The sequence below is a fragment of the Altibacter sp. HG106 genome (assembly GCF_028561755.1).
In the GTDB taxonomy this organism is placed as follows: Bacteria; Bacteroidota; Bacteroidia; order Flavobacteriales; family Flavobacteriaceae; genus DFVG01.
The window spans coordinates 60,311-83,831 of sequence record NZ_JAQQTD010000004.1 but is presented as its reverse complement, the minus strand read 5'-3'; the positions used below and the strand labels follow the sequence as shown (position 1 = coordinate 83,831).

The following is a 23,521-nucleotide window of genomic DNA, read 5'->3' as shown; positions in this document are numbered from 1 at the left end:
GTGTAGTTTTGCGTATGGATTATTCGGCTGTCATAGGGCAACATCACATTAAAAGTCATCTTCAAACGAGCATTGCCCATGGCCGTATTCCTCATGCTCAGTTGTTCGTAGGCGCATCGGGGGTGGGTGTTTTGCCCATGGCGATGGCCTACGCCAAAGAATTGCTCTGTGCCCATCATTCACAAGGCAGTGTAGCACATCAAAAATGCGCCGAGAAGGTAGAAAAATTAAGCCATCCCGACCTACACTTTGTGTATCCTATCAATAAGAACGAAAAGGTCAAAAAGCATTGGCTGTCCAGTCATTTTTTAGAGGAATGGCGTGATTTTGTTATGCAACATCCCTATGGGTCGCTTTTTGAATGGCTTCAAATGTTGGGGATCGAGAATAAACAAGGTATTATCAATGTTGATGAAGCGGCTGAAATGATGAAGAAACTGTCGCTCAAGTCGTATGAAGGCGGTGTCAAGGTAATGATTATCTGGATGGCGGATAAGATGAATCTCGAAAGTGCCAACAAAACGCTCAAATTGATTGAGGAGCCACCTGATAAAACTGTTTTAATTCTAATTACTGAAAACGAAGAAGACATTTTACCGACGATCTATTCGCGGTGTCAGAAAATAACGTTTCCTCTCTTAGCCGAAGCCGACTTGCAACTTGCTTTGCAGGAGAAGGTACGACTCGAGGCGGCCCTGGCTCAAAAAATTGCCCATCGTGCGCAAGGGAATTATCACAATGCCCTCCGTCTTTTGGACGAAGCTGGAGAAGACGCACATTTTGAACAGTGGTTTGTGGCTTGGGTACGTACCGCCTTTAAAGCCAAGGGCAACAAAAAGGCCATCAATGAACTATTGCACTGGAGCGATCAAATGGCTGGCTTAGGAAGGGAAACGCAAAAAAAATTTTTATCTTATTGCCTTGAGTTATTCCGTCAAGCCCTGTTGGAAAATTATTCAGTTAATGAGCTCGTGTATTTTGAACCCATCTCTGAACCATTTTCACTCGCGAAATTCGCCCCATTTGTACATCAAAACAATATTTTCGACATTTCAGAAGCGCTTAATCACGCCATTTACCATGTGAGCCGAAATGGAAACGGAAAAATTATTTTCAGCGATTTATCGATACAACTTACTCGATTTATTCACCGCAAACCCTAGTATTTGTATAGCTTATTCGGAAAGCCCACATCAATAACCTTTATCTATTAAAAACAGTCTGTTTTAAAGCGCGCTACCGGCGTTTCATAAGCCTTGCTATACTTGGGCCGTAATATTGCATAAAATCGCTTCTAAAGCCTTAATCGATGCGTTTCACGCCTTTTTGAAACAATAAATCCGTGATGAGGGTTCTTTTGTAAAAATGGCGCTTATATTAGAATACATTGCAATGAGCAATGCTTTTATTGAAAAGGATTTTTTAGATCGGTACTTTTCGGAAAGAAGACAAACATAAAACGCGTCAAACCACATCGGTTTGGTTCTGACCAATGTAAACTTTGAGGCCAAAAGATCCGTTAGTCCTTCTTTTGAAAAATGAAACAAATGACGTGGCACATCATAAGCGGCCCAATATTCTTTGTAGTAACACGCATCATAACATTTGAAATTAGGCACCGCAATAACTAGGCGTCCGTCTTTGTCAAGTTTGTCATAGAGCCATTGAATGGTTTCATTCAAATTGGACATATGTTCCAATACATGCCACAACGTAATCACATCAAAAGATTTTTCTGAAACCTGGTCTAGTGACTCTAAGAGCTGAATATTCTTTTCGGCAGCTTTGATTCGCGCCTTGCTTGAAACTTCAACACCGCTTACCGACCACCCCGAGGCTTTTGCCCGTTGCAAGAAATCTCCAGTACCCGCTCCAACATCCAATAGACTTCCCTTGCCTTTGTGAAGCTTTTCAATAAGGGTCGCTTTTTTCTGAAGGGAGTATCCCTTAACGATTTGATACATTTTTGCAAACCACCCTTGCCTGGCATCGGTATGGGAGATGTAGGCATCCGAATCATAATATCGTTCCAAATTTTCGGGAACCGGATGCGTCACTAAGATATTGTACTTTGGATGTTTCCTAAGTTCAAAGGTTTCCTCGCTTACCATAAAATCTTTTGGGCTTAGCATACTATGTAATCAGATTGTTTTGATATTCCTCAATAGACATGTTCCACGTGAAACAGCCTCCTAACGGCCCATATATACCAGCATGACGGAAATGTCATTGGGAGAGACCCCGCTAATCCTACTGGCTTGAGAAATGCTTGTAGGGCGAATTTCCTTCAGTTTTTCACGTGCTTCAAAAGAGAGAGACTTGAGCTTATTGTAGTCAAAATTATCCGGAATTCGAATTCCTTCTAAACGATTTAACTTGTCGGCGTTGCTCTTTTCCTTTTCAATATATCCGGCATACTTAATTTGTATTTCTGCCTGCTGAAGTTCCTCGGTGCTGAACTTTTCTTTTTCCACAAAGCGCTTCACCTGCTCCAACTGTAACATATCATCCATGTCTATCTCGGGCCGAGAGAATAGTTTGAACATCTTATCATTCTGCTGAACCGCAGCCGAATTATTGGCCTCTAAAATAGCATTTGCTTCGGCAACTTGATAGCTCGTGTTTTTGAAGAACGCCACTAATTTATCCGACTGCTCCTTTTTCTGCTCCATTTGATGGAGTCGGTTTTCTGACGCCAATCCGATGTCAAACGATTTAGGCGTCAATCGAAAATCAGCATTGTCCTGTCGAAGTAAGGTTCGGTATTCTGCTCTCGAGGTAAACATTCTATAGGGCTCTTCCGTTCCTTTTGTGATTAAGTCGTCAATTAACACGCCAATATAGGCTTCATTCCGTTGCAGCGTAAATGGGTCTTTACCTCTAATCTTTAAATGCGCGCTTATACCCGCCATCAATCCTTGAGAGGCGGCTTCTTCGTATCCAGTGGTACCGTTGATCTGCCCAGCGAAATATAGGCCACTGACTAATTTTGTTTCTAGCGTATGCGCTAATTGCGTGGGCGGAAAATAATCATATTCGATCGCATACCCGGGCCGAAAAAACTTTACATTCTGAAAACCATCACATTCTTTTAGGGCACGAAACTGGACATCTTCCGGTAGCGAGGTTGAAAATCCGTTGATGTAATACTCTACTGTATTCCAACCTTCGGGTTCTACGAATAATTGATGTCTGTCCTTATCTGCAAAACGGTGTATCTTATCCTCGATGGAAGGGCAATATCTCGGCCCGACACTTTGAATAGCGCCATTAAACATTGGCGAGCGATCAAAACCTTCTCGTAATAGCTCATGCACCTGCAAACTTGTATAGGACATATGACAAGCCCGTTGATGGGTTAATGGTTTTGTACTTTCTAAATATGAAAACTTCTGAGGCTCCTCATCTCCTGGTTGGATTGTCATCTTGCTAAAATCCAACGACCGCCCATCTACTCTTGGCGGCGTACCTGTTTTCATCCGTCCAGAATCAAACCCCAACGCCTCTAATTCTTTGGTGATACCTGTGGCGGCACGTTCACCCGCACGACCCCCGCCGAATTGTTTTTCACCAATATGAATGAGTCCGTTTAAAAAAGTACCATTTGTTAACACCACCGCTTTCGAACGCACTGACAACCCCAAGGAGGTTTTTACCCCCACCACACGGTCGCCTTCAATCAATAAGCCTGAAACCATCTCTTGATAAAAATCGAGGTTTGGGGTTTGTTCTAACATTTCACGCCAGGTTTCTGCGAAGCGCATTCGATCACTCTGAACCCTCGGACTCCACATGGCAGGTCCTTTAGATTTATTAAGCATCTTGAATTGTATCGCGGATTTGTCTGAAACAATCCCGCTATATCCACCCAACGCATCAATTTCACGCACAATTTGTCCCTTGGCAATTCCTCCCATGGCAGGATTGCAAGACATTTGTGCTATGTTTTGAAGGTTCATCGTAATCAATAGGGTTTTAGAGCCCAAATTGGCTGCAGCTGCGGCCGCTTCTGAGCCCGCATGACCCGCCCCCACTACAATTACATCATACTCTTTCTCAAACATACTTCGTAAATTTGTTCCACGTGGAACATATGGTAATATAAATTCGTGCGCAAAGGTAGTAAATAACTAATTCTCAGCAAGTTAAAACCGTATTTACTTGGATATCAGCGCTTAACAAAACCCCTAGCGGATAAGGCTTTGTTTTCAGCTTCTCGCATTGCCTCTTGTTCTTTCTTTGTTTTATCCTTTAAACCACAGTAATGTAGTATTCCGTGAATAATGACCCGATGTAATTCGTCATCAAATGTCGCTTTAAATTTTTCAGCATTTTCCCTAACGCGGTCTACGGAGATGAATATCTCACCATGGATTTGTTTCCCCAGAGTATAGTCAAAGCTTATAATGTCTGTGTAGGTGTCGTGATTAAGAAACTCCCGATTCATCTTCAGCAACTGTTGGTCATCGCAAAAAGTATAGAGTACCTCTCCAAGCTCGTACCCACGCCTTTGTATTACATCTTCAATCCACTTTGACACCTCTTGTTGGTTCGTGAGCTCGAAACCAATATCGCTAATGAACTCAATCATTATTTCTTCTGAAATAGGATTGAACTCTTTGTTTAAACACCGGGCGTAGCGGGAGTGCTTCTCTATTTAGAATTTCAGTAGAATTAAAATATTTTTTGATTTCATCAGGTTGCATTCGTAATGTATTGTTGTAGGTACGCCGGTTTGTATTGGATTCCCGCCTACTCTCTTGTCCTTGTTCGAAATCAGCAGTATCTAATTTTAACAACTCATATTGTAAGTTCAGCATTTGTTCTAGGGTTCTGTTATTAAAACCCTTATCCAACAACTGATCTTCCACCTGCTCCATTTTTCTCAGAATATCGCCTCCTGTTCCCTTCAACCCCTCTCGGCTTAGCTTGTCTTCTAACTGCTGTCGCAGTTGCTGTTGTTCTTTATAAATCTCATATAGCTTTCCATTGAGGTCCTCATTGCTGTCTTCCGACCCCTCCTGTCCTTGTCCATCATTACCCCCGTTTCCTTCATTTCCTTGGGAGCCCTTGCCGTTGTTTCCCTGGCCCTGTCCTTCTCCTTGACCATTGCCTTGGCCCTCTCCTTGACCTTGGCCTTCACCTTCGCCCTCCTGACCCTGACCTTGTTTTCCGCTTTTTTGCCCCATGCCTTCTTTCATTTTTTCAGAAAGACTTTGTTGCTGCTGAATGATATCCGGAAGTTGGAATCCTTGTCCCTGTCCCTGCCCTTGTCCAGAGCCCATTCCAGCAGCCTGCATCATTTGGTTCTGCATATTTCCTAGTAAATCGCTAAGGATTACCGCCAATTCATTCGATCCAGTGATCACATACTGTTGATTTGCTAACCCTTGCCGCAGTTGATTTTCTGCCAACCGTTCTAACGATTTATCCAAATTATACTGCGTTTCCGTAAGGGATTCATTGATGGTGGTACTTATCATCGGTTGCCGGAGAGATAAGGCAAACAGACTATCATCAATATGCTGGAAATTTAACTTAAGATCGTTCTGAACATTCAGCTTGCTGCCAAAGGTAGCGCTTCCATAATCAATCTCCTTAAACGTATCCATGAGCGCCTCCTGTTCCAACGAAAAGACCACCAAATTATCTAAAATCTGACGCAACATTTCCACATCCTCCTGAATGGTTTCCATTTGCCCGGCCGACATGCTCGACTGCATTTGTTGCCCCATCTGCTTCATTTTTTGCCCCGCCTTCTTTTGGTTCTTTTGAGCTCCCTTGCTGTCTTTTTGATCTAACTTCTGAGTGGCCTGCCGTTGTTCGTCGCTCACTTCCTGTTGCTTTTCTGCATTATCTGGTAATTTCATGGGCTCTTTAAGGGCTTTATTCTCCTTTTGAAGCGATTTCATTTCTTCCTTCAGCGTGTCGAATTTCTCGTTTAATCTTTCCTGGGCTTCTTTGGTGTTTTCAGACTCCTCCTTTTCGGAAAGCGCCTCTTGCTCCTCCCCCAGCTTATACATTTCCTCAGCAAGCTTTTCGGCTTTCTTGGTTACGTAGTATCGTTTGGTAAGTTCCAGCAACTGTTCCAGATTTCGTTCTTGGTTTTTATTCTGCTTAGCGAGATTTTCCAGCTTCTCGGTAAGTTCTTCTTTTTGTATTTTTTCCTGAAGCCGTTGTAGTTCTTCTAACAGCTTTTCATTCTCCTCTAACTGTTCTTCGTTTTCCTTCAATCGCTCCTCTAATTGCTCTTTAAAAGGATCCTTTTCTTCTTCCGGCTGAAATTGCTCTAAGTTTTTCTGAAGCTCTTTAGAGAATTTCTTCATCATCCCTTCTTGTTGTTGCTGTCGTTTGATAAAGTTCTCTAATTTCTTTTTGTCGTTCCAATTAAGTTCCTTTTTCTCCTTCTGAAGGTTTGACAGCTCTCGTAGCGCATTCTCCTGATCCTTCATCTTCTGAAGCGTATTGTCCATCCCTTCAATAGACTCTTCCTGATTCTCTAATTGTTGTTGCTCTTCCTCTTCTTTCGTCAGTTTCCGATAGGTGTACACTCCTGACTTGCTTGACTTATTGCCGTGAATAGCATCATTGTCGAAGACTTCAAAATAATATTCATACGATGTTCCTTCCGATAGTTTTAGTTCTGAAGGGAAGGCGCACACAAATTGATCGACTGTGGTGGTGTTGACGGGCAGCGGTAGGCGTTCTTTCACCTCGGGATTCTCTATCGGGTAATACACCAGCTGAAGCTTTGTGAGTCCGTAGTCATCACTCACCTCTCCTAAGAAATAGGTTGTCGTCGCATCCAGGCTATCAATTTTAGAAGAAAGATCGATGTCCGGATATTGATCTTTAATGACGCCCAAGGTAAAGGCCAAATTTTCGTAGTCCTGTAGGTCCTGGTTGGATGTTGTGATGGAATAATCCAAATTACGGTAAATACGTTTATCAAAACGAAAGTCGGACTCCTCTCCCGTCATTGCATAGGCAGAATCAGCCGTTTTGATATGCACTGTTTCGGTATTATTAGCTGTCACTTGCCAGGTAACCATCGTTCCTTCCGGGATGGTTGCATTTCCGGTGTTTGCCAATGCTTCGTCACGAATTCCGGTATGTGACGGATAGTCTAACCAAAGTTCAAACCCTACTAGCGACGGTGTTTTAATAACTGTTAGAGTATACGGAACCGAGGTCACACCATTAGCGTTCAACTGAAAAGACACCTCGTCCTCTGGCTGTAAAAAGGTATATTCAAATACGCCAGGTGCTACCGGCTGCAGATAGTAGCGCTCCTGCTCAAATTGAATGCTCACCTGTTCTGGAACCACTTCTCCTTCGGTTTGAACGGTAAGCGTAAAGGGCTTGTTCTCAATGGCTGTCAAGCGGTCGTTGGTTACAGTAAACACAAAAGGTGCCGGCGGTTCGTAGGCGGTGTCATAATTAACCACACGTTCGTAACTGCTTCGGAAAAGATCCCCATCGCCCCATAGACTAAAAATGATGAATACCACCACTGGGATGGCTAAATACTTCAGGTATTTTGCATTTGTCTTGAAGTTTACCGCCCGCTGGAACGGTATGGGTTGCAGCTCGGACGCTTTTTGGTCGATACTCGCTGCTAATAACTCACTTTGTCTTTGATTTTGATTTAACTGAATGACATTCAACAAACGGTCACTGACCTCCGGAAAGTGATTTCCGATAATTTTGGAAGCCTCTACATGGCCGATCCCGTGTTGTAGTTTGAATAGTTTCAGCAGCGGAAACGCTATAAAACGGACAAACAACACCCCTTCCACAGCGATTACGAGCCAAAACAACAGGCGTCGTCCCGCAGAATTAAGCCATAAAAAGTATTCCACCAATAAGGTTAGTAATAAATATAAAAGGCCTATTGCGAGGAATAACAGCACCCCTTTAATCAGTTCGTTGGTATAATACTTCCTGATAAAGCTTTCCAGTTTTTTCTGAATAAGAGAAAAGGTGCTCACTACTTGTTGTTATTACAGGTATTAAATGTAACAAAAATTATACCTAACCCATGAATTATTGCTAATCACTGCTGTTAGGAAAACGAACATTTCACAAAAATCATATACGGCAAGACCTATATCGCTTCCATCGCAATGAAATCCCGTCTTCTCGCATGAAAATATGCTGTTGAATGGCTACCTTTGTCCGCAAATGTTGACTATGTCTAATAAAGTACGTGTACGTTTTGCACCCAGCCCCACCGGACCCCTCCACATAGGTGGCGTTCGCACCGCCCTTTTTAATTATTTATTTGCCAAAAAGCATCAGGGCACTTTTGTGTTGAGAATTGAGGACACCGACCAAACGCGTTATGTTCCGGGAGCCGAAACGTACATTTTAGAGGCCTTGAAATGGTTAAACATTGCTCCAGACGAAGGCCCCAATAAGCGTGGTGAGTTTGGTCCTTACCGACAAAGCGAACGTAAAAACCTGTACAAAACCTACGTAGACCAACTCATCGAATCCGGGCACGCATACTATGCTTTTGATTCTTCTGAATCGTTGGAAGCGCTTCGGAAAGGAGCCGAGGCGAGCGGAGGGGCTTTTAGCTATGATGCACGCACCAGAAACACGCTGGAGAATTCGTTAACACTTTCAGCAGAAGAGACACAACAAAGAATTGACGCTGCAGCACCCTTCGTCGTACGCTTTAAGACTCCGGAAAACGAAACACTGGCCTTTTCAGATCGTATTCGCGGTGCGATGGAAGTCAACACCGCTACCATGGATGATAAGGTGCTGTTTAAAAGTGATGGAATGCCAACCTACCACATGGCTAATATTGTGGATGATCACTTGATGGAAATTACGCATGTTATTCGTGGGGAAGAATGGTTGCCCTCGCTTCCCTTGCACCTATTGCTCTACCGCGCTTTTGGCTGGGAGGCCCCAGAATTTGCGCATTTACCCCTCATTATGAAACCTGTAGGCAAAGGAAAACTAAGTAAGCGAGATGGTGAAAAATTAGGCTTTCCGGTATTTCCGTTAGAATGGAAAGCTGCAGACGGGAGCGTTTCTGCCGGATATCGAGAAGAGGGATATCTTCCAGAAGCGGTGATCAATATGCTGGCGCTTTTGGGCTGGAATCCCGGATCTGAACAAGAGTTATTTACGCTGAATGAATTGGTGGAGGCGTTCGATTTAAGTCGGGTGAATAAATCGGGTGCCAAATTCGATCCTGAAAAAACCAAGTGGTTTCAACATCATTACCTACAGCAGATGGATGAGGGATTGTTGACAGCTCAATTCCGAAGCTTTCTTCAGGATGAAAAAAACATCCGCTACGACGATGACCTACACCATATAGTAGCGCTATTAAAAGAACGCGCAACCTTTGTTGCCGATTTTTGGGAGCAAGGATATTTCTTTTTTCTGGCCCCTGACACCTATGACGAAAAGGCCTTAAAAAAGGCCTGGAAAGAAGATACCGCTTCTCTTTTAGAAAAGGTCATTACCCTTGTTGAGGGAACCACTCCCTTTACCGCCGCTTCTGTGTCCGATGCTATAAAAGGGTGGATTGTTGACAATGAGATTGGTTTTGGCAAGGTGATGATGCCATTACGCCTTTCTCTGGTGGGAGCCATGCAAGGCCCTGATGTGTTTGAAATCGTTTCGCTCCTCGGAAAAGGAGAAACGACCGCGCGAATGCGCCGTTTTATTGCATCACAAGCTTAAAAGTAGAAGGTGCCGGTGAGCACAATGGTGCTGCTTTTTCCTTCAAAATCACGCTCTTCGGCAAAATTTTGCTCGTTGAGTTTATTTAACATATTGGTTACGCCGTATTGATAGTGCGCGCTCAAGCGAAAACTTTTGAGTCCGGCAGTAATACCGCCCATAACTCGAAAATTGACCTTGGTGATATCCTCTAGATCTTGAGAAAGGATACCATTATAACCCGTCACTAGGCGTTCTTCATCTTCACTGTTCTTGAGTTTCATTTTGCCGTTGATATGCAGTATGGGACCAAACTCTAGACTTAGATGATGTTGAATAATATTGTAGCTTCCTAACAACTTCACCTGTACACCCGAGATGGTGTAAGGGGTCATTTCGGGTTCACTGAAAAACACATAGGTTGAAATGTCTACGTTCTGTTGATAGAATCCTATTCCGTAGATCAAGTCGAAATTATTGTAAAAAGAGCCCCGGGTTGTAAACTCGGCTGTCACCCCAGTACCTTGTGAGGTCAAAAATTGGTCCGTTTGAATATCAAATAAATTAACCCCTCCGGTAAGACCTAGCCGATTGTATTCCTCGAATCGCCGTTGGCTGAAAACCGTGGTGGTTACGATCATAAGAACCGTAACAAAAACTACTCTTTGAAGACTCATAGTTGAAAAATTATAAGGGCAAAGCTACCCTTAATTTCGTATATTCAAACGTTTAAAACTTAAATTCAGTATTATGGGCGGTTTTGTCTTTCTTATTCCTTTGATTGTCATCGGGTTTCTGATCCTTCTTTCGGGGATCTTCATTGTTAAACAACAGACCGCTGCGGTGATTGAACGCTTCGGAAGGTTTCAAAGCATACGCAACTCGGGCTTGCAGTTTAAAATCCCTGTTTTCGATCGTATTGCGGGGCGCATCAATCTAAAAATTCAGCAACTGGATGTGATCGTAGAAACCAAGACCAAAGATGACGTGTTTGTTCGATTAAAGATTTCCGTACAATTTCAAGTAATTCGCGATAAGGTATATGACGCCTTCTACAAACTTCAGAATCCGCACGATCAAATTACGTCTTACGTCTTTGACGTAGTTCGCGCAGAGGTTCCGAAGATGAAATTGGATGACGTTTTTGAACGGAAAGACGACATTGCTATTGCGGTAAAAACCGAACTCAATGATGCGATGATCGATTATGGATACGACATTATTAAAACTCTGGTAACCGATATCGACCCGGACGTACAGGTAAAAGCAGCGATGAACCGTATTAATGCGGCTGAACGGGAAAAAGTAGCCGCCGAATACGAGGCAGAGGCAGAGCGTATCAAGATCGTCGCCAAGGCTCGTGCCGAAGCGGAGAGCAAGCGCCTGCAAGGACAAGGTATTGCCGATCAGCGTCGAGAGATTGCGCGCGGACTTGAAGAAAGTGTAGATGTGTTGAACAATGTGGGGATCAACTCTCAGGAAGCTTCGGCACTTATTGTGGTAACACAACACTACGACACCTTACAATCGATTGGAGAAGAAACCAATACCAACCTTATTTTATTGCCAAACTCTCCGCAAGCAGGCAGTAATATGTTGAATGATATGATCGCCTCCTTCGTCGCTAGTAATAAGATTGGAGAAGAAATGAAAAAGCAAAACGAAGCCAGAGGAATTACACCGAAAGCTACCAAGCGGAAACCCCCTAGTAGTGGATACGATGACGAATAAGAAAAGAGCCGGAATTTCCGGCCCTTTTCAGTCTACTAATACTAGTTTTATAGGGAGATTAGCTATACTTTTTTACTATTTTCTTAATTCCGTAGCCTAATACAGGCGCCAACACCCGCATTAAAAGTCCTGCTGTTGCAGCGCTTCCAATAATGGTAGTGGTCATGCTAGGCAGTGAGAAACTTTCCTTGGTTTCGTGCATCGACAATTTTAGCTCCTCCTTATCAATTTCCGATTGGAGCCGCAACCAATGAAGATCCTTGTCGATTTCATCAAACGAATTATACTGTTTCATCCTCGTGGGGGTTTTGCATTTGTGATTCTTTAATTTCTCTATTCTCCACGCGTTCTTTCGGCGTAAAGCCATCGTCATCTACGATAAGGTCTGAAAACTTGCGTATCAAGGCACGTTCCAGCGGCTTCCTCGCAAAAATTAAGAGAAGTACGAATACGATTGCATAAAATCCTGCTAGAATAAAGTATCCCGTATAGCGCTCCTCAAAAAAGCTTCCCATCCACAAGGCGATTCCAATGGAAAAAAAGAATAGAACAAAAAGTCCAACGCTTCCCAATACTAAAAAATTTACCAATCGCGTGGTAAACTGCATAGACGATTTAAATAAGCGGAGTTTGTAGTACTCCGCTGTATTGGTTACGTATTCTTGCGTTTTAGTAGCGTTTTGCTCTAACTTCTTTGTAATGGAATCTAAGGGCATACTTATGCTGAGGTCGTTGCTTTCTTAGCTGTTGTTTTTGCTTTTTCAACAGCCGCTTCTTTCTGAAGTTTTGCGTTCTGCTTTCGAAGCGCTTCTAATTTTTCTTCCATAGCAACCAAAATATCATCCGCCTTGTAGCTAGCAGAGGATAAGGTATCTTCCAGTTTTTGTTCAAAGTTAAGTTTAGCGACACGTGCTTTTTCGCTGATGGTGGAGGCCGTCTCCTGCGCTTGTTGGTTGATTCGTTTTTGCGCCTTTTTCGCTTCTTTACTAATTTTTTTACGGGTCTTTTCGCCTTTATCAGGTGCGTATAAGATTCCGATTCCGGCACCAATGGCGGCTCCGGTCAATAATGCTAATAGGGTTTGTCCTGTATTCGATGCCATAATAGTTTTTGTTTAAGTTATTTGATACAAAGATACGCCGCAGGGCACGGGAGCGCTGTTAATAACCGGTTAATAGTAAAAATAGAACTTGTAAAGATTTCTTAAAGCGCTATTTTTTTTGCCAAAAACTCTTAAAATCAGCTATTGGTGTCTAGTTTGGCCCACGAATCTCGTAATGGTACAGTTCGATTAAAAACCTTTTTTTCTTCGGAAGAATCCCGGTCTACGGTGAAATATCCCAATCGTTGAAACTGCACTTTATCCTCTACTTTCAGGTCGGCTAAACTCGGTTCCGCATAGGCGGTGATCACTTCCAAGGAATCTGGGTTGATAAACTCCATGAAGTCTTTTTCCTTATGAGCATCCGGAGCGGGATCAGTAAACAAACGATCATATAAACGCACCTCCACCGGAAGCGCGTGCTTGGCAGAAACCCAATGTAAGGTTCCTTTTACCTTTCGCTGAGAAGCTTCGGTACCGCTTCCGCTTCGACTCTCTTCATCATAGGTACAATACACCGTGGTCACATTTCCATCGGCGTCTTTTTCTACTGAGTCGGCTTGAATGATATATGCATTTTTGAGTCGGACTTCCTTCCCCAGCTTCAGACGGAAAAATTTCCGATTGGCTTCTTCACGAAAATCTTCCTGTTCAATATAAATTTCTCTTGAAAAAGGCACCTCACGATCCCCAGCCGCTTCATCTTCCGGGTTATTTTCTGCCGTTAGCCACTCTTCCTTGTCTTCGGGATAATTGGTGATGACTACCTTCAACGGATCTAAAACGGTCATTACACGTGGCGCACGTTTGTTTAGATCTTCACGTACATTGAATTCCAAATGTGAAACATCAATTAGATTTTCGCGTTTTCCTACGCCAATGCTGTCGGCAAAATTCCGAATGGATTCTGGCGTATACCCTCTTCGGCGCAAGCCAGAAATGGTGGGCATACGAGGATCATCCCAGCCGGAAACGACGCCTTCTTCCACCAGTTTCAATAATTTTCGTTTGCTTACTACGGTATGACTTAAATTTCTTCTTGCGAATTCTCGCTGTTTGGGTCGCAGTTTCTTAGGGTCGTAAACCTGGTCTAAAAACCAATCGTACAGTTCGCGGTGGGGTAAAAATTCCAGGGTACACAGCGAATGGGAAACCTGTTCGATATAATCGCTTTCTCCATGGGTCCAATCGTACATAGGAAAAATTTTCCAGTCGGTTCCGGTACGGTGGTGTGGTTTATGAAGCACCCGATACATCACAGGATCTCGCATAAGCATATTCCCAGAAGCCATATCGATCTTGGCGCGCAACACATGGCTGCCTTCACCCACCTCCCCATTCTTCATTTGTTCGAAAAGCGCTAACGATTCTTCCACCGGACGATTGCGAAACGGACTTTCAACACCGGGTTCGTTGGGAGTGCCTTTTTGTTCCGCAATTAAAATGGAAGATTGTGAATCTACATAGGCCTTATCGTCTTTGATGAGTTGTACGGCCCAGTCGTATAATTGCTGAAAGTAATCGGAAGCATACCGTTCTTCAGCCCATTCGAACCCTAACCAGGAAATATCACGTTTGATGGCATCTACAAATTCCTGCTCTTCTTTGGCCGGGTTGGTATCGTCAAAACGGAGATTCACCGGGGCGTTGTATGTTTCACCGAGTCCGAAATTCAAACAAATAGACGAGGCGTGCCCAATATGCAGGTATCCATTAGGTTCCGGAGGAAATCGAAAACGCAGGCTTGCTGGCGTGTAACTTCCTTTTAAATCATCTTCAATAATATGCTCAATAAAATTGAGCGAGTCTTCTTTTGCCATGCGATTGTATTAGGGTTGCTAGCGAATGACAAAGGTAAAAAAAGTATCTTTGCGGAAAGCACCCTCTATGAGTTCCATTCGATTAAAAAATATTCGAATTTTCGCCCATCACGGCTGTTTGACAGAAGAAGAAAAAATAGGTAGTGACTATTTGGTAAATCTGAAAGTGAAGGCCGATCTTTCCAAGGCAGCACAAACCGACGCCCTTGTTGACACAGTTGATTACGTACAGTTGAATCACATTGTAAAGACTGAAATGGCACAACGCTCTAAACTATTGGAACACGTGGGTCAACGAATCATCGATCGCATTTTTAAAGAACTGTCCGTGGTCTCTGAAGTTCGCGTATCGGTGGCCAAGGTAAATCCACCTATTGGAGGAGATGTTGCTGCGGTAAGTGTTAGCATGCACGGACAACGGGAAATCCCTAAATAATACCTTTTTTGTTGGTATTATTTTTATATTTGCGGTCGCAATTGGCATCGTGGCCGAGTGGCTAGGCAGAGCTCTGCAAAAGCTTGTACAGCGGTTCGAATCCGCTCGATGCCTCCAGAAACCTTCAGGAACCTCCTGAGGGTTTTTTTTTATTCAATAGGTTCTTCTACGGGCGGAATGGGTTTTTCTAAAGGATGTGATTTTCCCGGAATGCGCTCTAGTCCGGCCTGTATTTGCTTCGGAAAAATCCCCTCAAGCAACAACAGCACACCAAATCCCGCGATAATAATACTCACCCACTTCTTGGTTTTGATAACAAACCGTGGGGTCATTCTACTTTTTAGGCGTTTTGCCAGCGCAATTTTTAGTAAATCGGTACAGAAGAAGACAATGAGAACCGTTGCTAGAAATAACAGCACACCGTTTTCAGAAGTGGTCAAGGCATTCGCCATGATGATGGTACCGATCCAACCAGCAAGAACCCCAAAATTTACAAAATTCAGTAAAAATCCTTTCAGAAAAAGATTCCCTAATTTCTTTTTTACTTTCAGAGAGTAATGTTCTCGCACAATTTTGAAGAACGATCGATTGGTACGAATGTAGGAAATCACACCGTAAGCAATGAGCACCACACCTCCAAAAATGAGCAACCCGGGATCGTCATTTACTTTCGTAAGAATCTGACTGGTACTGTAATACGCCACTAAAATGAACAGAATATCTGCGAAAATAGCGCCCAGATCAAAGAAGAGTCCGGCTTTAAAGCCTTTAGTAATACTGGTTTCAATAAGGGTAAAAAAGACGGGCCCTACTGCAAATGCCAGCAAGAATCCATAAAAGGCCGCATATCCGATACCGTCAAACATGAAATGTAAAAGTACAAATATCTAGCTTAGTCTTCGAGGTCTTTTCGATGTCCTAACATCAAAAAGTCCAAATGCTTCCTCACTAAATCGGCTTGTTTTACTTTTACATAGACCTCGTCGCCCAAGGTATAGCGATGATGGGTTCGTTGCCCGATCACGGCATATTCCTCTTTATCAAATACATAGTGATCATCTTTCAAATCTTGGAGTCGCACCATGCCTTCGCATTTGTTCGAAATGATCTCCACATAGATTCCCCATTCGGTCACTCCAGAAATCACCCCAAGAAATTCCTGATCTTGGTGGTCCTGCATATATTTCACCTGCATGTACTTGATACTATCCCGCTCTGCATTAGCGGCAAGGTTTTCCATTTCGCTGCTGTGGCCACATTTGTCTTCTATTGGATCTTCTTTTACTGAATCCTTTCCGTCTAAATAATGCTGTAGTAAGCGATGCACCATCACATCGGGATACCGTCGAATAGGTGATGTAAAGTGGGTGTAATAATCGAATGAGAGTCCGTAATGCCCAATGTTATGTGTTGTGTATACGGCCTTGCTCATGCTTCGGATGGCAAGCGTATCTACCAAATTTTGTTCTTTTTTTCCGACCACATCGCTTAACAACTTGTTCAAGGAAGCCGCAGTCGACTTACGGTCGCGCGTATTCATAGAGTATCCAAATCGCTTCACAAACTTTTCAAGCGACGCAATCTTTTCATCATCCGGCTCGTCGTGTACGCGGTAGACAAAGGTTTTCTTCGGACTTTGTTTTCCGATAAATTCGGCAACACTTCTATTGGCTAGTAGCATAAACTCTTCAATGAGCTTATTAGCATCCTTGCTTTCCTTGAAGTACACACCTTCCGGTTCGTTGTGTTCATCAAGAATGAACTTCACTTCTACTTTATCAAATGAAATGGCCCCTTGACGCATACGCTTGGTGCGCAATTTTTTGGCTAGTTCATCTAAGGTAAGAATCGCTTCAGCAATTGGGGTTTGCACGGTATACTCCTTTCCGTTTAAGGCAATATCCTTCGGAACTATTGCATTTTCAGCACTACCGTGTTCTATGACAGCCTGAGCTTCTTCGTAGGCAAAGCGAGCGTCGCTATACGTGACCGTTCTTCCGAACCATTGATTCACCACTTCCGCTTTTTTGTTCATTTCAAAAACAGCAGAGAACGTATATTTTTCTTCATTGGGGCGAAGCGAACACGCATTATTCGATAAAATTTCCGGAAGCATCGGTACTACTCGATCTACCAAATATACCGACGTGGCCCGCTCAAAGGCTTCATCATCTAACACATTTCCGGGCTGTAGGTAGTGAGATACATCAGCAATATGAATTCCTATTTCATAATTTCCGTTCTCCAAGGTTTCAAAAGAAAGCGCATCGTCAAAATCCTTTGCATCTTTTGGATCGATAGTGAAGGTAAGAACCTCTCGCATATCTCGACGCTTCTTGATTTCTTTTTCGTGAATTCTGGTATCGAGATTATTAGCAAAATCTTCTACCTCTTTCGGAAATTCGTATGGGAGTCCGTATTGCGCTAAAATCGCATGAATTTCGGTATGGTGTTCTCCAGGTTTTCCCAGGACTTTGATAATGCTGCCCACAGGAGAATCGGAATGCGCCTCCCAGCCTTCCATTTTTACAAGTACCTTATCACCGTTATTGGCATTTCCTATCTGACTCTTTGGAACAAAAATATCGGTAGGCATGTTGTAACCATTACATTGCACAAAAGCAAAACGTTCAGAAATTTCGATAGTACCTACAAACTCAGTGCGTTTCCGTTCTAGCACCTTGGTAATTTCTCCTTCGAGCTTGCCCTGTTTTCTACGTTTGAAAATATAGACTTCCACCACGTCGCCATGCAAGGCTCGATTAGTATTCTTTTGATTGACAAAGATATCTTGTTCTAGGCCATCTACGACAATGTAGGCCTGCCCGCGGCTGGTCATATCTACCACTCCGGTATGGTAATCTTTGGACGGTACCCACAGGTACTTTCCGCGGCTTACTTCGTTGATGGTCCCTTTTTCCTTAAGTTTCTTAAGCTTCTTTGTGATATGATTACGAGCACTGGGATCATTGACACCTAGTTGTGCAGCAATCTGCTTGTAATTAAGGGGATTGTTTTCATGGTTACGTAAGACGGTAAGTAATTGTTCTGTAAGGGCTTGATTCTGTTTTTGTTTTCCTCTTCTCTTTTTTCGTTTCGGCATATAGTATGGTTAAGCGGTAAAAATACGTTTTATAAGGCAATCACTCTTCTTATTTTGTAAAGATTTAATACATTCGTAATATGCTAGTTAGCTTACTTTGGAACAGTTTGTCACGATAGCCACCTTTACCTATCCCAGCGAATACGCTGTCCTCCGGTTGCTCTTAGAACAGGAGGAAATTCCACATGTCTTTCAAAATGAAACCATGATAGGCGTCCTGCCTTTTCACAGTAACGCCGTCGGCGGCATTCGCCTGAAAGTCCACGAAAGCGACGTTTCCAAAGCTACTTCCATCATTGAAGGGCTCGATCAGAGCGATCATCTTCGTATCGTGTAACGAGAATTTCCAGTTATCAACAAATAGTATAATACTTCTTTTTCTTTTTAAAATTTTAAATAAAAAATGATGCTTATGATGAGATGTTAATAAGCGGTATAACTTTTTTTACGTATTATTTTTATTTTCAAAAAGAGGATTTTAGCAACAGGTAATTAACATATATTTAAGAATCTCTCCCCTTGAATTCCAAGGGATTTAAAATTGCTATCAACAACTGTTGAAAACCATTTTTTCACGGATATTTTTGAAAATTTTAGTTTCTTTTTTTGTTGGAAACTGAATTTTGGAAGTTGAAAAATGATGTAGAATTCAGCGACTTTAATTTTGGATACCATTAAGATTTCATCATATGATAAATACTATGGTAATCTCCAAATAATGTTTTGGTAAAGTTGCTAACAGCAAACCTTTCTTTTGTTAACTAAAGTTTAGATCATTGTTAACTCGCTACTTTTTTAGAAAGACTGTCGTACAGGGTAAAAGTTAAGAGGAAATTTCTACAGAAGGCCCCCTTCCCGTATATTTGTAGAAAACAAATCATTATGAAAATAGCCATCGGAAATGATCATGCCGGGACGGATTACAAAAACACTATTGTCGATTATTTGGAAGGGGAAGGCCACGAGGTAACCAATGTAGGGACCAACGCTAATGACAGTGTTGATTATCCTGATTTCGTACATCCGGTAGCCGAAGCGGTAGCAAAAAATTCGGTTGATTTTGGAATTATTATCTGCGGAAGCGGTAACGGAGCTTCCATGACGGCCAATAAACATCAAAAGGTACGTTCGGCCTTGTGTTGGACCAAAGAAATTGCCATTTTAGCTCGGGAACATAACGATGCTAATGTGTTAAGTATTCCTGCTCGTTTTACCAGTGAACCACAGGCATTAGATATGGTTAAAGTCTTTTTAAACACCGATTTTGAAGGCGGGCGACACCTAAGAAGAGTTGAAAAGATCGCCTGTTCATAAAGAATATCATGGGGCATTCGCATGAACATCATCACCTAGCAATGAAAGGTAGAAACCTAATGATTGCTATTGTGTTAAACATAATCATCACAGTGGCCCAGGTGATTGGAGGAATTATCTCCGGGAGCCTGTCACTACTCAGTGACGCGCTTCACAATTTTAGTGATGTAGTGTCGCTCATCATTAGTTATATAGCCGATTCCTATTCAAAGCGAGAAGCTTCTTTTAATAAAACCTTTGGATACAAAAGAGCCGAAATCATCGCGGCCTTCGTCAATGCCGCCAGTTTACTTGTAATTGCAATCTATCTGATCGTGGAAGCGGTAGAGCGATTTTTCAATCCGCAGACGATTGAAAGCGGACTCGTTATTTGGCTCGCTCTTATTGCCATAGCCGCCAATGGTTTTAGCGTGTTGTTGCTTCGGAAAAATGCCAAAGACAATATGAACATGAGGTCTGCATATCTTCATCTATTTACGGATATGTCGGCTTCCGTGGCGGTATTAATAGGCGGCCTTTTGATGCGCTATTTTGGTTGGTACTGGGTAGACAGTACGCTTACGGTTCTTATCGCCCTCTACCTTATTTACATGGGATACGATCTATTAAAAAGCTCGTTCAAAGTACTCATGTTATTCACCCCAGACGATATTAATCTCAAAGAATTACGCGCACGCATTTCAGAAGATGCTGCCATAAAAAATGTGCATCATGTCCATATTTGGCAACTGAATGAACAAGAAATTCATCTAGAAGCACATGTCGATTTTTATGAGGATCTTTCACTTTCTCAATTTGATCGGATTCTTGACAGCATGGAGTTTATTTTGAAAGAGGAATACGGTATAAATCACGTCAATATTCAACCAGAATATCAAAAAGACGACGCAAAAGACATCATTGTTCAAGATTAATCTATGCATGTATTTTCCAAATCTTTTGAGGCGTTAACACTAGAAGAGCTCTATCAGATACTGCGGCTACGCAGCGAAATATTTGTGGTAGAGCAAGATTGCGTGTATCAAGATATGGACAATAAAGATCAGCAAGCTCTTCATATTATTGGTAAAGAACAAGGTACCATCGTTGCTTATACACGCTGTTTCGCCCCGGGAATCTATTTCGAGGAGGCTGCCATCGGAAGGGTAGTAGTGGCCGCCTCTCATAGAAAACACAATCTGGGTCGGCAGATCATGCGAAGTTCTATTAAAACACTTCAGAAAAAGTTTCCAAACCAGCCCATCAAGCTTTCTGCGCAAACCTATTTATTAGCGTTCTATACTTCCTTAGGTTTTGAAACTGTAGGAACCGAATACCTCGAAGATGGAATTCCACATATTGCAATGATTTTAGTTTAAATTATTGAATTCCTAAAATTCCTTTAGAATTCTAATAATCTTAAAAAATTGAATAATAACCCCATTAAAATTGGGGTGATTAATCAATAAAATAATATTTTTAGTTCATCAAACTATAAATAGTAGGGGGTATGGGACGAAAAATTAATTTTATTGTACTAACAGGACTAGTCTTGGTTTGCCTCTTGCTGGGCACCGAATATCAATATCTTGAAACCGCTCAGGGTATCGATTCAGGCGATACCGCCTGGATGATCGTGGCTAGTGCTTTTGTATTATTGATGACACCGGGTCTGGCTTTCTTCTACGGAGGAATGGTTACTAAAAAAAGTGTCATTTCAACCATGTTACAGAGCTTTGTTGCCTTAGGTGTAATAAGTGTACTTTGGGTTGTCGTAGGCTTCAGCCTGGCGTTTGGGGATAGTGTGTATGGGATCATCGGAAACCCATTTACGTACTTCAATTTTAATAATGTCACCGTTTCCCCTAATCCGGCATTTTCAGAAACTATCCCTTTTCTCATTTTTGCCTTGTTTCAACTTAAATTCGCCATCATCACACCAGCGCTAATCACCGGTAGTTTTGCCGAGCGCATACGCTTCCGGAGCTATATCTTATTTATGGTGCTGTTTTCCTTGTTTATTTATTCTCCACTTGCGCACATGACCTGGCATCCAGACGGACTCCTTCGGAAATTAGGCGTGCTCGATTTTGCCGGAGGCACGGTTGTACACATGTCGGCTGGAATCGCCGCCTTGGCCGGAGCGATCTATTTAGGAAAGCGGAAGGAACCCATAGAGCGTCCCGCAAACATTCCCTTTGTTATTTTGGGAACTGGCTTGCTTTGGTTTGGATGGTTCGGATTTAATGCGGGTTCTGCTTTAGGTGCAAATACGGATGCAGTAATTGCTTTTGCTAACACCAATTTGGCGTCTGCCGCGAGCATGATTACCTGGATCTTTTTTGACAGAATGCAACACCGGAAGATGTCGGCACTAGGCGCTTGTATTGGCGCTATTGTTGGTTTGGTGGCCATTACACCCGCCGCTGGGTTTGTGACCATAGGTCAGAGTGTTTTTATAGGATTTGTCGCAGCGGTGGTGAGTAATCTGGCCATTCGATGGCATGAACGGACCGAAATTGACGATACGCTAGACGTATTTCCGAGTCATGGAGTAGGAGGTATGGTAGGGATGTTATTAACCGGTGTTTTTGCGAAGGATGTAGGACTGGTCTATGGAGAAACCAAGACCTTCATATACCACTTATTAGCCCTTTGTGTAGTGGCGGTCGTTACCTTTTTTGGAAGTCTGTTACTTTATAAAATAACAGATCTTCTCCTTCGCATGCGCGTAAGAGAAGATCAAGAACATCGTGGATTGGATGCTTCTCAACACGGAGAGCACTTATTATAATTTAATAAGGTTCTTTTCGAGATTTAAATCTGCCAACATTTCATTGGTAAATTTATAGTGCCCGCGACGCGTAATAATTTTGAAGCGGTGATTCTTCATACGTGTTAGTACGTCTAAAAAACGCCATTTCGATTTCAAAAGGCTAGGTTTTTCGCTCTTCAGGCTCACTTCAAAATAGTGTTTAATGCCTGCGCGTTCGGCAACAATATCGGGAGTAATGCTCACGTCACTTCCCTTCTTATTGTACGATTTAGGAGTTTCATACCCTTCTAAATCCGCTTTGATATTCTCGAAGCCTTTTTTCTCGAGATACTGAATAGATTCTAGAAGGATTTCGTCGTTTTCTTTTTTATCTGCTTTTACCATAACCGATAGTATACGAAAAAATAGAACGCAAGTCAATTAAAGTTTTGTTAACACCCGCCGTGCTACGATTCATGGAGGGGGATGGTGAAGTGAAATGTAGCCCCTTTATTAGGGCCTTCGCTCGTCGCCGAAAGTGTTCCTCCTTGCCTTGCTAACAATGATTTACACAGGTGCATTCCCACACCCTGTGAGGGTTCTCCTTTCGTGCCTTTGCGACTCATGGGAGAATTGAATTTAAAAATTTCTTCCGCTTGGTTGGGAAGAAAGCCAATCCCAGTGTCCCGCACGCTAATGTAAAGAATGGAGTCTTCTTTTGCTGCGGAAATGTAAACCTTACCGTCTTCGGGGGTAAATTTAAAGGCGTTGTTCAGAAGGTTGCCCATTACAGTACGAAAGACCAGTGTAGGTAATGGAACGGTGATATTTGCGACAGCATCGGTATTCACCAGAATGTTCTTAGACTCCACTTTTGGGGATTTTTCCAGAAGAATTTTCAAGACCTCTTTTTTGAGAGAAACGGTTTCCGTTTGAACGAAACCGACGCCCATTGCCTGTTTGGTTTTGAGATCGACCAGAGTATGATTCAGAAAATCTATTTGCTGAGTAACCACGTTCTCAATAAGATCAAGATGCTCCTCTTTTTCGGTGTTGGTTTCGTCAAGCCGCATAAGTTCTGTAATTCCGTTGATGGAATGCAGCGGGTTCCGAAGATCATGTGAGAACAAGGTAATGATACGTTCCCGTTCCGAAAACAAGGAGTCTAGCTGTATCAGGGAAAACTGCGTGTCTTTCATTAGCATACCGACTTCGTCTTCGTATCGATCGGGAAGTTTATCTATAATTCCTTTATCAATATAATTATTGAGTGTTTCACGTACGCGCTGAATGGGGATGAGAAGATTGTGAATTAACCAAAGCGTCGTTCCGGTAGCGGCCAACGTAAATGCAAGTGCAATCAAGGTTAGTTTGGTAGCGGTCTCATCGGGCATTTGAGTATAAAATAAATACACGATAACCGCTAGTAGCGGCACGTGTATTCCAATAAAAGTGATCGTAAAAATTTTAAGGGAAAAGCTCTTTTTCAAAAAAGGAACCTTATCCAGAACTGAATATGTCTTCATACATGGGGAGGCTAAGTATGTTTTAAAGAAACAAATTTTATTGACAGCGCCCTCCTATTTTAACGCAG

22 protein-coding genes and 1 tRNA gene are annotated in these 23,521 nt (G+C 42.6%); 10 read left to right on the top strand and 13 right to left on the bottom strand.

From position 1 onward, the window contains the following. Nucleotides 1-14 precede the first annotated feature (14 nt). Complete coding sequence (locus PO830_RS07680; RefSeq protein WP_272852964.1) at nt 15-1,163, top strand: DNA polymerase III subunit; 1,149 nt, start codon at nt 15-17, stop codon at nt 1,161-1,163. Between the two features lie 153 nt (nt 1,164-1,316). On the opposite strand, the gene PO830_RS07675 is transcribed toward PO830_RS07680, so the two are convergent. The 4 genes from PO830_RS07675 to PO830_RS07660 form a co-directional block, all read right to left on the bottom strand. Next, nucleotides 1,317-2,132, bottom strand: a complete 816-nt coding sequence (locus tag PO830_RS07675) for a class I SAM-dependent methyltransferase (protein WP_272852963.1) — start codon at nt 2,130-2,132, stop codon at nt 1,317-1,319. 60 nt (nt 2,133-2,192) lie between these two features. Continuing rightward, complete coding sequence (mnmG, locus tag PO830_RS07670) at nt 2,193-4,064, bottom strand: tRNA uridine-5-carboxymethylaminomethyl(34) synthesis enzyme MnmG (RefSeq protein WP_272852962.1); 1,872 nt, start codon at nt 4,062-4,064, stop codon at nt 2,193-2,195. Nucleotides 4,065-4,168: 104 nt separating this feature from the next. Further along, complete coding sequence (gene ybeY, locus PO830_RS07665; protein ID WP_272852961.1) at nt 4,169-4,591, bottom strand: rRNA maturation RNase YbeY; 423 nt, start codon at nt 4,589-4,591, stop codon at nt 4,169-4,171. Next, nucleotides 4,584-7,991: a DUF4175 family protein gene (locus PO830_RS07660; RefSeq protein WP_272852960.1), complete on the bottom strand. Its 3,408-nt coding sequence runs from the start codon at nt 7,989-7,991 to the stop codon at nt 4,584-4,586. Before PO830_RS07660 ends, ybeY begins: the two co-directional genes overlap by 8 nt. 202 nt (nt 7,992-8,193) lie before the next feature. Here PO830_RS07660 and gltX point away from each other — a divergent pair, with 202 nt between their 5' ends. Further along, nucleotides 8,194-9,708: a glutamate--tRNA ligase gene (gltX, locus tag PO830_RS07655; RefSeq protein WP_272852959.1), complete on the top strand. Its 1,515-nt coding sequence runs from the start codon at nt 8,194-8,196 to the stop codon at nt 9,706-9,708. On the opposite strand, the gene PO830_RS07650 is transcribed toward gltX, so the two are convergent. Beyond that, the gene (locus PO830_RS07650; protein WP_272852958.1) at nt 9,705-10,364 is read right to left on the bottom strand and encodes an outer membrane beta-barrel protein; all 660 of its coding nucleotides are present in this window, start codon (nt 10,362-10,364) and stop codon (nt 9,705-9,707) included. The two genes, gltX and PO830_RS07650, sit on opposite strands and share 4 nt — an antisense overlap. Before the next feature lie 73 nt (nt 10,365-10,437). Here PO830_RS07650 and PO830_RS07645 point away from each other — a divergent pair, with 73 nt between their 5' ends. Then, a complete protein-coding gene (locus tag PO830_RS07645) occupies nt 10,438-11,418 on the top strand; it encodes an SPFH domain-containing protein (RefSeq protein ID WP_272852957.1) in 981 nt (326 codons plus the stop codon). Nucleotides 11,419-11,476: 58 nt separating this feature from the next. On the opposite strand, the gene PO830_RS07640 is transcribed toward PO830_RS07645, so the two are convergent. The 4 genes from PO830_RS07640 to PO830_RS07625 all read right to left on the bottom strand — a co-directional run bounded on the left by PO830_RS07640 (nt 11,477) and on the right by PO830_RS07625 (nt 14,340). Further along, on the bottom strand, nt 11,477-11,713 hold the full coding sequence (locus PO830_RS07640; RefSeq protein ID WP_272852956.1) for a DUF6327 family protein: 237 nt from the start codon (nt 11,711-11,713) through the stop codon (nt 11,477-11,479). Next, nucleotides 11,700-12,134: a phage holin family protein gene (locus PO830_RS07635; RefSeq protein WP_272852955.1), complete on the bottom strand. Its 435-nt coding sequence runs from the start codon at nt 12,132-12,134 to the stop codon at nt 11,700-11,702. Before PO830_RS07635 ends, PO830_RS07640 begins: the two co-directional genes overlap by 14 nt. A 2-nt stretch (nt 12,135-12,136) precedes the next feature. Continuing rightward, a complete protein-coding gene (locus PO830_RS07630; protein ID WP_272852954.1) occupies nt 12,137-12,520 on the bottom strand; it encodes a YtxH domain-containing protein in 384 nt (127 codons plus the stop codon). Nucleotides 12,521-12,657: 137 nt separating this feature from the next. After that, nucleotides 12,658-14,340: a glutamine--tRNA ligase/YqeY domain fusion protein gene (locus PO830_RS07625; RefSeq protein WP_272852953.1), complete on the bottom strand. Its 1,683-nt coding sequence runs from the start codon at nt 14,338-14,340 to the stop codon at nt 12,658-12,660. Between the two features lie 67 nt (nt 14,341-14,407). On the opposite strand from PO830_RS07625, the gene folB reads away from it, so the two are divergent. Together folB and PO830_RS07615 are read left to right on the top strand one after the other, a co-directional pair. Then, nucleotides 14,408-14,776 carry a dihydroneopterin aldolase gene (gene folB / locus PO830_RS07620; protein WP_272852952.1) on the top strand — a complete coding sequence of 123 codons (369 nt, stop codon included), beginning with the start codon at nt 14,408-14,410 and terminating at the stop codon, nt 14,774-14,776. Nucleotides 14,777-14,819: 43 nt separating this feature from the next. Continuing rightward, nucleotides 14,820-14,893: transfer RNA gene (locus PO830_RS07615), tRNA-Cys, on the top strand. Nucleotides 14,894-14,925: 32 nt separating this feature from the next. Here PO830_RS07615 and PO830_RS07610 read toward each other — a convergent pair. Both PO830_RS07610 and rnr read right to left on the bottom strand, forming a co-directional pair. Beyond that, nucleotides 14,926-15,642 (bottom strand): LysE family translocator, encoded by a 717-nt coding sequence (locus tag PO830_RS07610; RefSeq protein ID WP_272852951.1) that lies wholly within the window; start codon nt 15,640-15,642, stop codon nt 14,926-14,928. Between the two features lie 26 nt (nt 15,643-15,668). Beyond that, the gene (gene rnr, locus PO830_RS07605) at nt 15,669-17,879 is read right to left on the bottom strand and encodes a ribonuclease R (protein ID WP_272852950.1); all 2,211 of its coding nucleotides are present in this window, start codon (nt 17,877-17,879) and stop codon (nt 15,669-15,671) included. Nucleotides 17,880-17,976: 97 nt separating this feature from the next. Between rnr and PO830_RS07600 the strand changes: the two genes are divergently transcribed. The 5 genes from PO830_RS07600 (at nt 17,977) to PO830_RS07580 (ending at nt 21,966) form a co-directional block, all read left to right on the top strand. Then, nucleotides 17,977-18,216, top strand: coding sequence for a putative signal transducing protein (locus PO830_RS07600; RefSeq protein ID WP_272852949.1), 240 nt, complete (start codon nt 17,977-17,979; stop codon nt 18,214-18,216). Nucleotides 18,217-18,761: 545 nt separating this feature from the next. After that, entirely contained in the window at nt 18,762-19,193 is a 432-nt protein-coding gene (rpiB, locus tag PO830_RS07595) for a ribose 5-phosphate isomerase B (RefSeq protein WP_272852948.1), read from the top strand. Nucleotides 19,194-19,201: 8 nt separating this feature from the next. Further along, a complete protein-coding gene (locus PO830_RS07590; protein WP_272852947.1) occupies nt 19,202-20,107 on the top strand; it encodes a cation diffusion facilitator family transporter in 906 nt (301 codons plus the stop codon). Nucleotides 20,108-20,110: 3 nt separating this feature from the next. Next, nucleotides 20,111-20,551 (top strand): GNAT family N-acetyltransferase, encoded by a 441-nt coding sequence (locus PO830_RS07585; RefSeq protein ID WP_272852946.1) that lies wholly within the window; start codon nt 20,111-20,113, stop codon nt 20,549-20,551. Between the two features lie 131 nt (nt 20,552-20,682). Then, nucleotides 20,683-21,966 (top strand): ammonium transporter, encoded by a 1,284-nt coding sequence (locus PO830_RS07580; RefSeq protein WP_272852945.1) that lies wholly within the window; start codon nt 20,683-20,685, stop codon nt 21,964-21,966. On the opposite strand, the gene PO830_RS07575 is transcribed toward PO830_RS07580, so the two are convergent. Then, nucleotides 21,961-22,332, bottom strand: coding sequence for a hypothetical protein (locus PO830_RS07575; RefSeq protein ID WP_272852944.1), 372 nt, complete (start codon nt 22,330-22,332; stop codon nt 21,961-21,963). The genes PO830_RS07580 and PO830_RS07575 overlap by 6 nt on opposite strands. A gap of 62 nt (nt 22,333-22,394) precedes the next feature. Beyond that, complete coding sequence (locus tag PO830_RS07570) at nt 22,395-23,453, bottom strand: sensor histidine kinase (RefSeq protein ID WP_272852943.1); 1,059 nt, start codon at nt 23,451-23,453, stop codon at nt 22,395-22,397. Nucleotides 23,454-23,521: the final 68 nt, after the last annotated feature.

Bases quoted from the DNA above. Each gene is read 5' to 3' on its own strand.
- PO830_RS07680 (WP_272852964.1), top strand. From the start codon at position 15: ATGGATTATTCGGCTGTCATAGGGCAACATCACATTAAAAGTCATCTT.
- PO830_RS07675 (WP_272852963.1), bottom strand. From the start codon at position 2,132: ATGCTAAGCCCAAAAGATTTTATGGTAAGCGAGGAAACCTTTGAACTT.
- mnmG (WP_272852962.1), bottom strand. From the start codon at position 4,064: ATGTTTGAGAAAGAGTATGATGTAATTGTAGTGGGGGCGGGTCATGCG.
- ybeY (WP_272852961.1), bottom strand. From the start codon at position 4,591: ATGATTGAGTTCATTAGCGATATTGGTTTCGAGCTCACGAACCAACAA.
- gltX (WP_272852959.1), top strand. From the start codon at position 8,194: ATGTCTAATAAAGTACGTGTACGTTTTGCACCCAGCCCCACCGGACCC.
- PO830_RS07650 (WP_272852958.1), bottom strand. From the start codon at position 10,364: ATGAGTCTTCAAAGAGTAGTTTTTGTTACGGTTCTTATGATCGTAACC.
- PO830_RS07645 (WP_272852957.1), top strand. From the start codon at position 10,438: ATGGGCGGTTTTGTCTTTCTTATTCCTTTGATTGTCATCGGGTTTCTG.
- PO830_RS07640 (WP_272852956.1), bottom strand. From the start codon at position 11,713: ATGAAACAGTATAATTCGTTTGATGAAATCGACAAGGATCTTCATTGG.
- PO830_RS07635 (WP_272852955.1), bottom strand. From the start codon at position 12,134: ATGCCCTTAGATTCCATTACAAAGAAGTTAGAGCAAAACGCTACTAAA.
- PO830_RS07630 (WP_272852954.1), bottom strand. From the start codon at position 12,520: ATGGCATCGAATACAGGACAAACCCTATTAGCATTATTGACCGGAGCC.
- PO830_RS07625 (WP_272852953.1), bottom strand. From the start codon at position 14,340: ATGGCAAAAGAAGACTCGCTCAATTTTATTGAGCATATTATTGAAGAT.
- folB (WP_272852952.1), top strand. From the start codon at position 14,408: ATGAGTTCCATTCGATTAAAAAATATTCGAATTTTCGCCCATCACGGC.
- PO830_RS07610 (WP_272852951.1), bottom strand. From the start codon at position 15,642: ATGTTTGACGGTATCGGATATGCGGCCTTTTATGGATTCTTGCTGGCA.
- rnr (WP_272852950.1), bottom strand. From the start codon at position 17,879: ATGCCGAAACGAAAAAAGAGAAGAGGAAAACAAAAACAGAATCAAGCC.
- rpiB (WP_272852948.1), top strand. From the start codon at position 18,762: ATGAAAATAGCCATCGGAAATGATCATGCCGGGACGGATTACAAAAAC.
- PO830_RS07590 (WP_272852947.1), top strand. From the start codon at position 19,202: ATGGGGCATTCGCATGAACATCATCACCTAGCAATGAAAGGTAGAAAC.
- PO830_RS07585 (WP_272852946.1), top strand. From the start codon at position 20,111: ATGCATGTATTTTCCAAATCTTTTGAGGCGTTAACACTAGAAGAGCTC.
- PO830_RS07580 (WP_272852945.1), top strand. From the start codon at position 20,683: ATGGGACGAAAAATTAATTTTATTGTACTAACAGGACTAGTCTTGGTT.
- PO830_RS07575 (WP_272852944.1), bottom strand. From the start codon at position 22,332: ATGGTAAAAGCAGATAAAAAAGAAAACGACGAAATCCTTCTAGAATCT.
- PO830_RS07570 (WP_272852943.1), bottom strand. From the start codon at position 23,453: ATGAAGACATATTCAGTTCTGGATAAGGTTCCTTTTTTGAAAAAGAGC.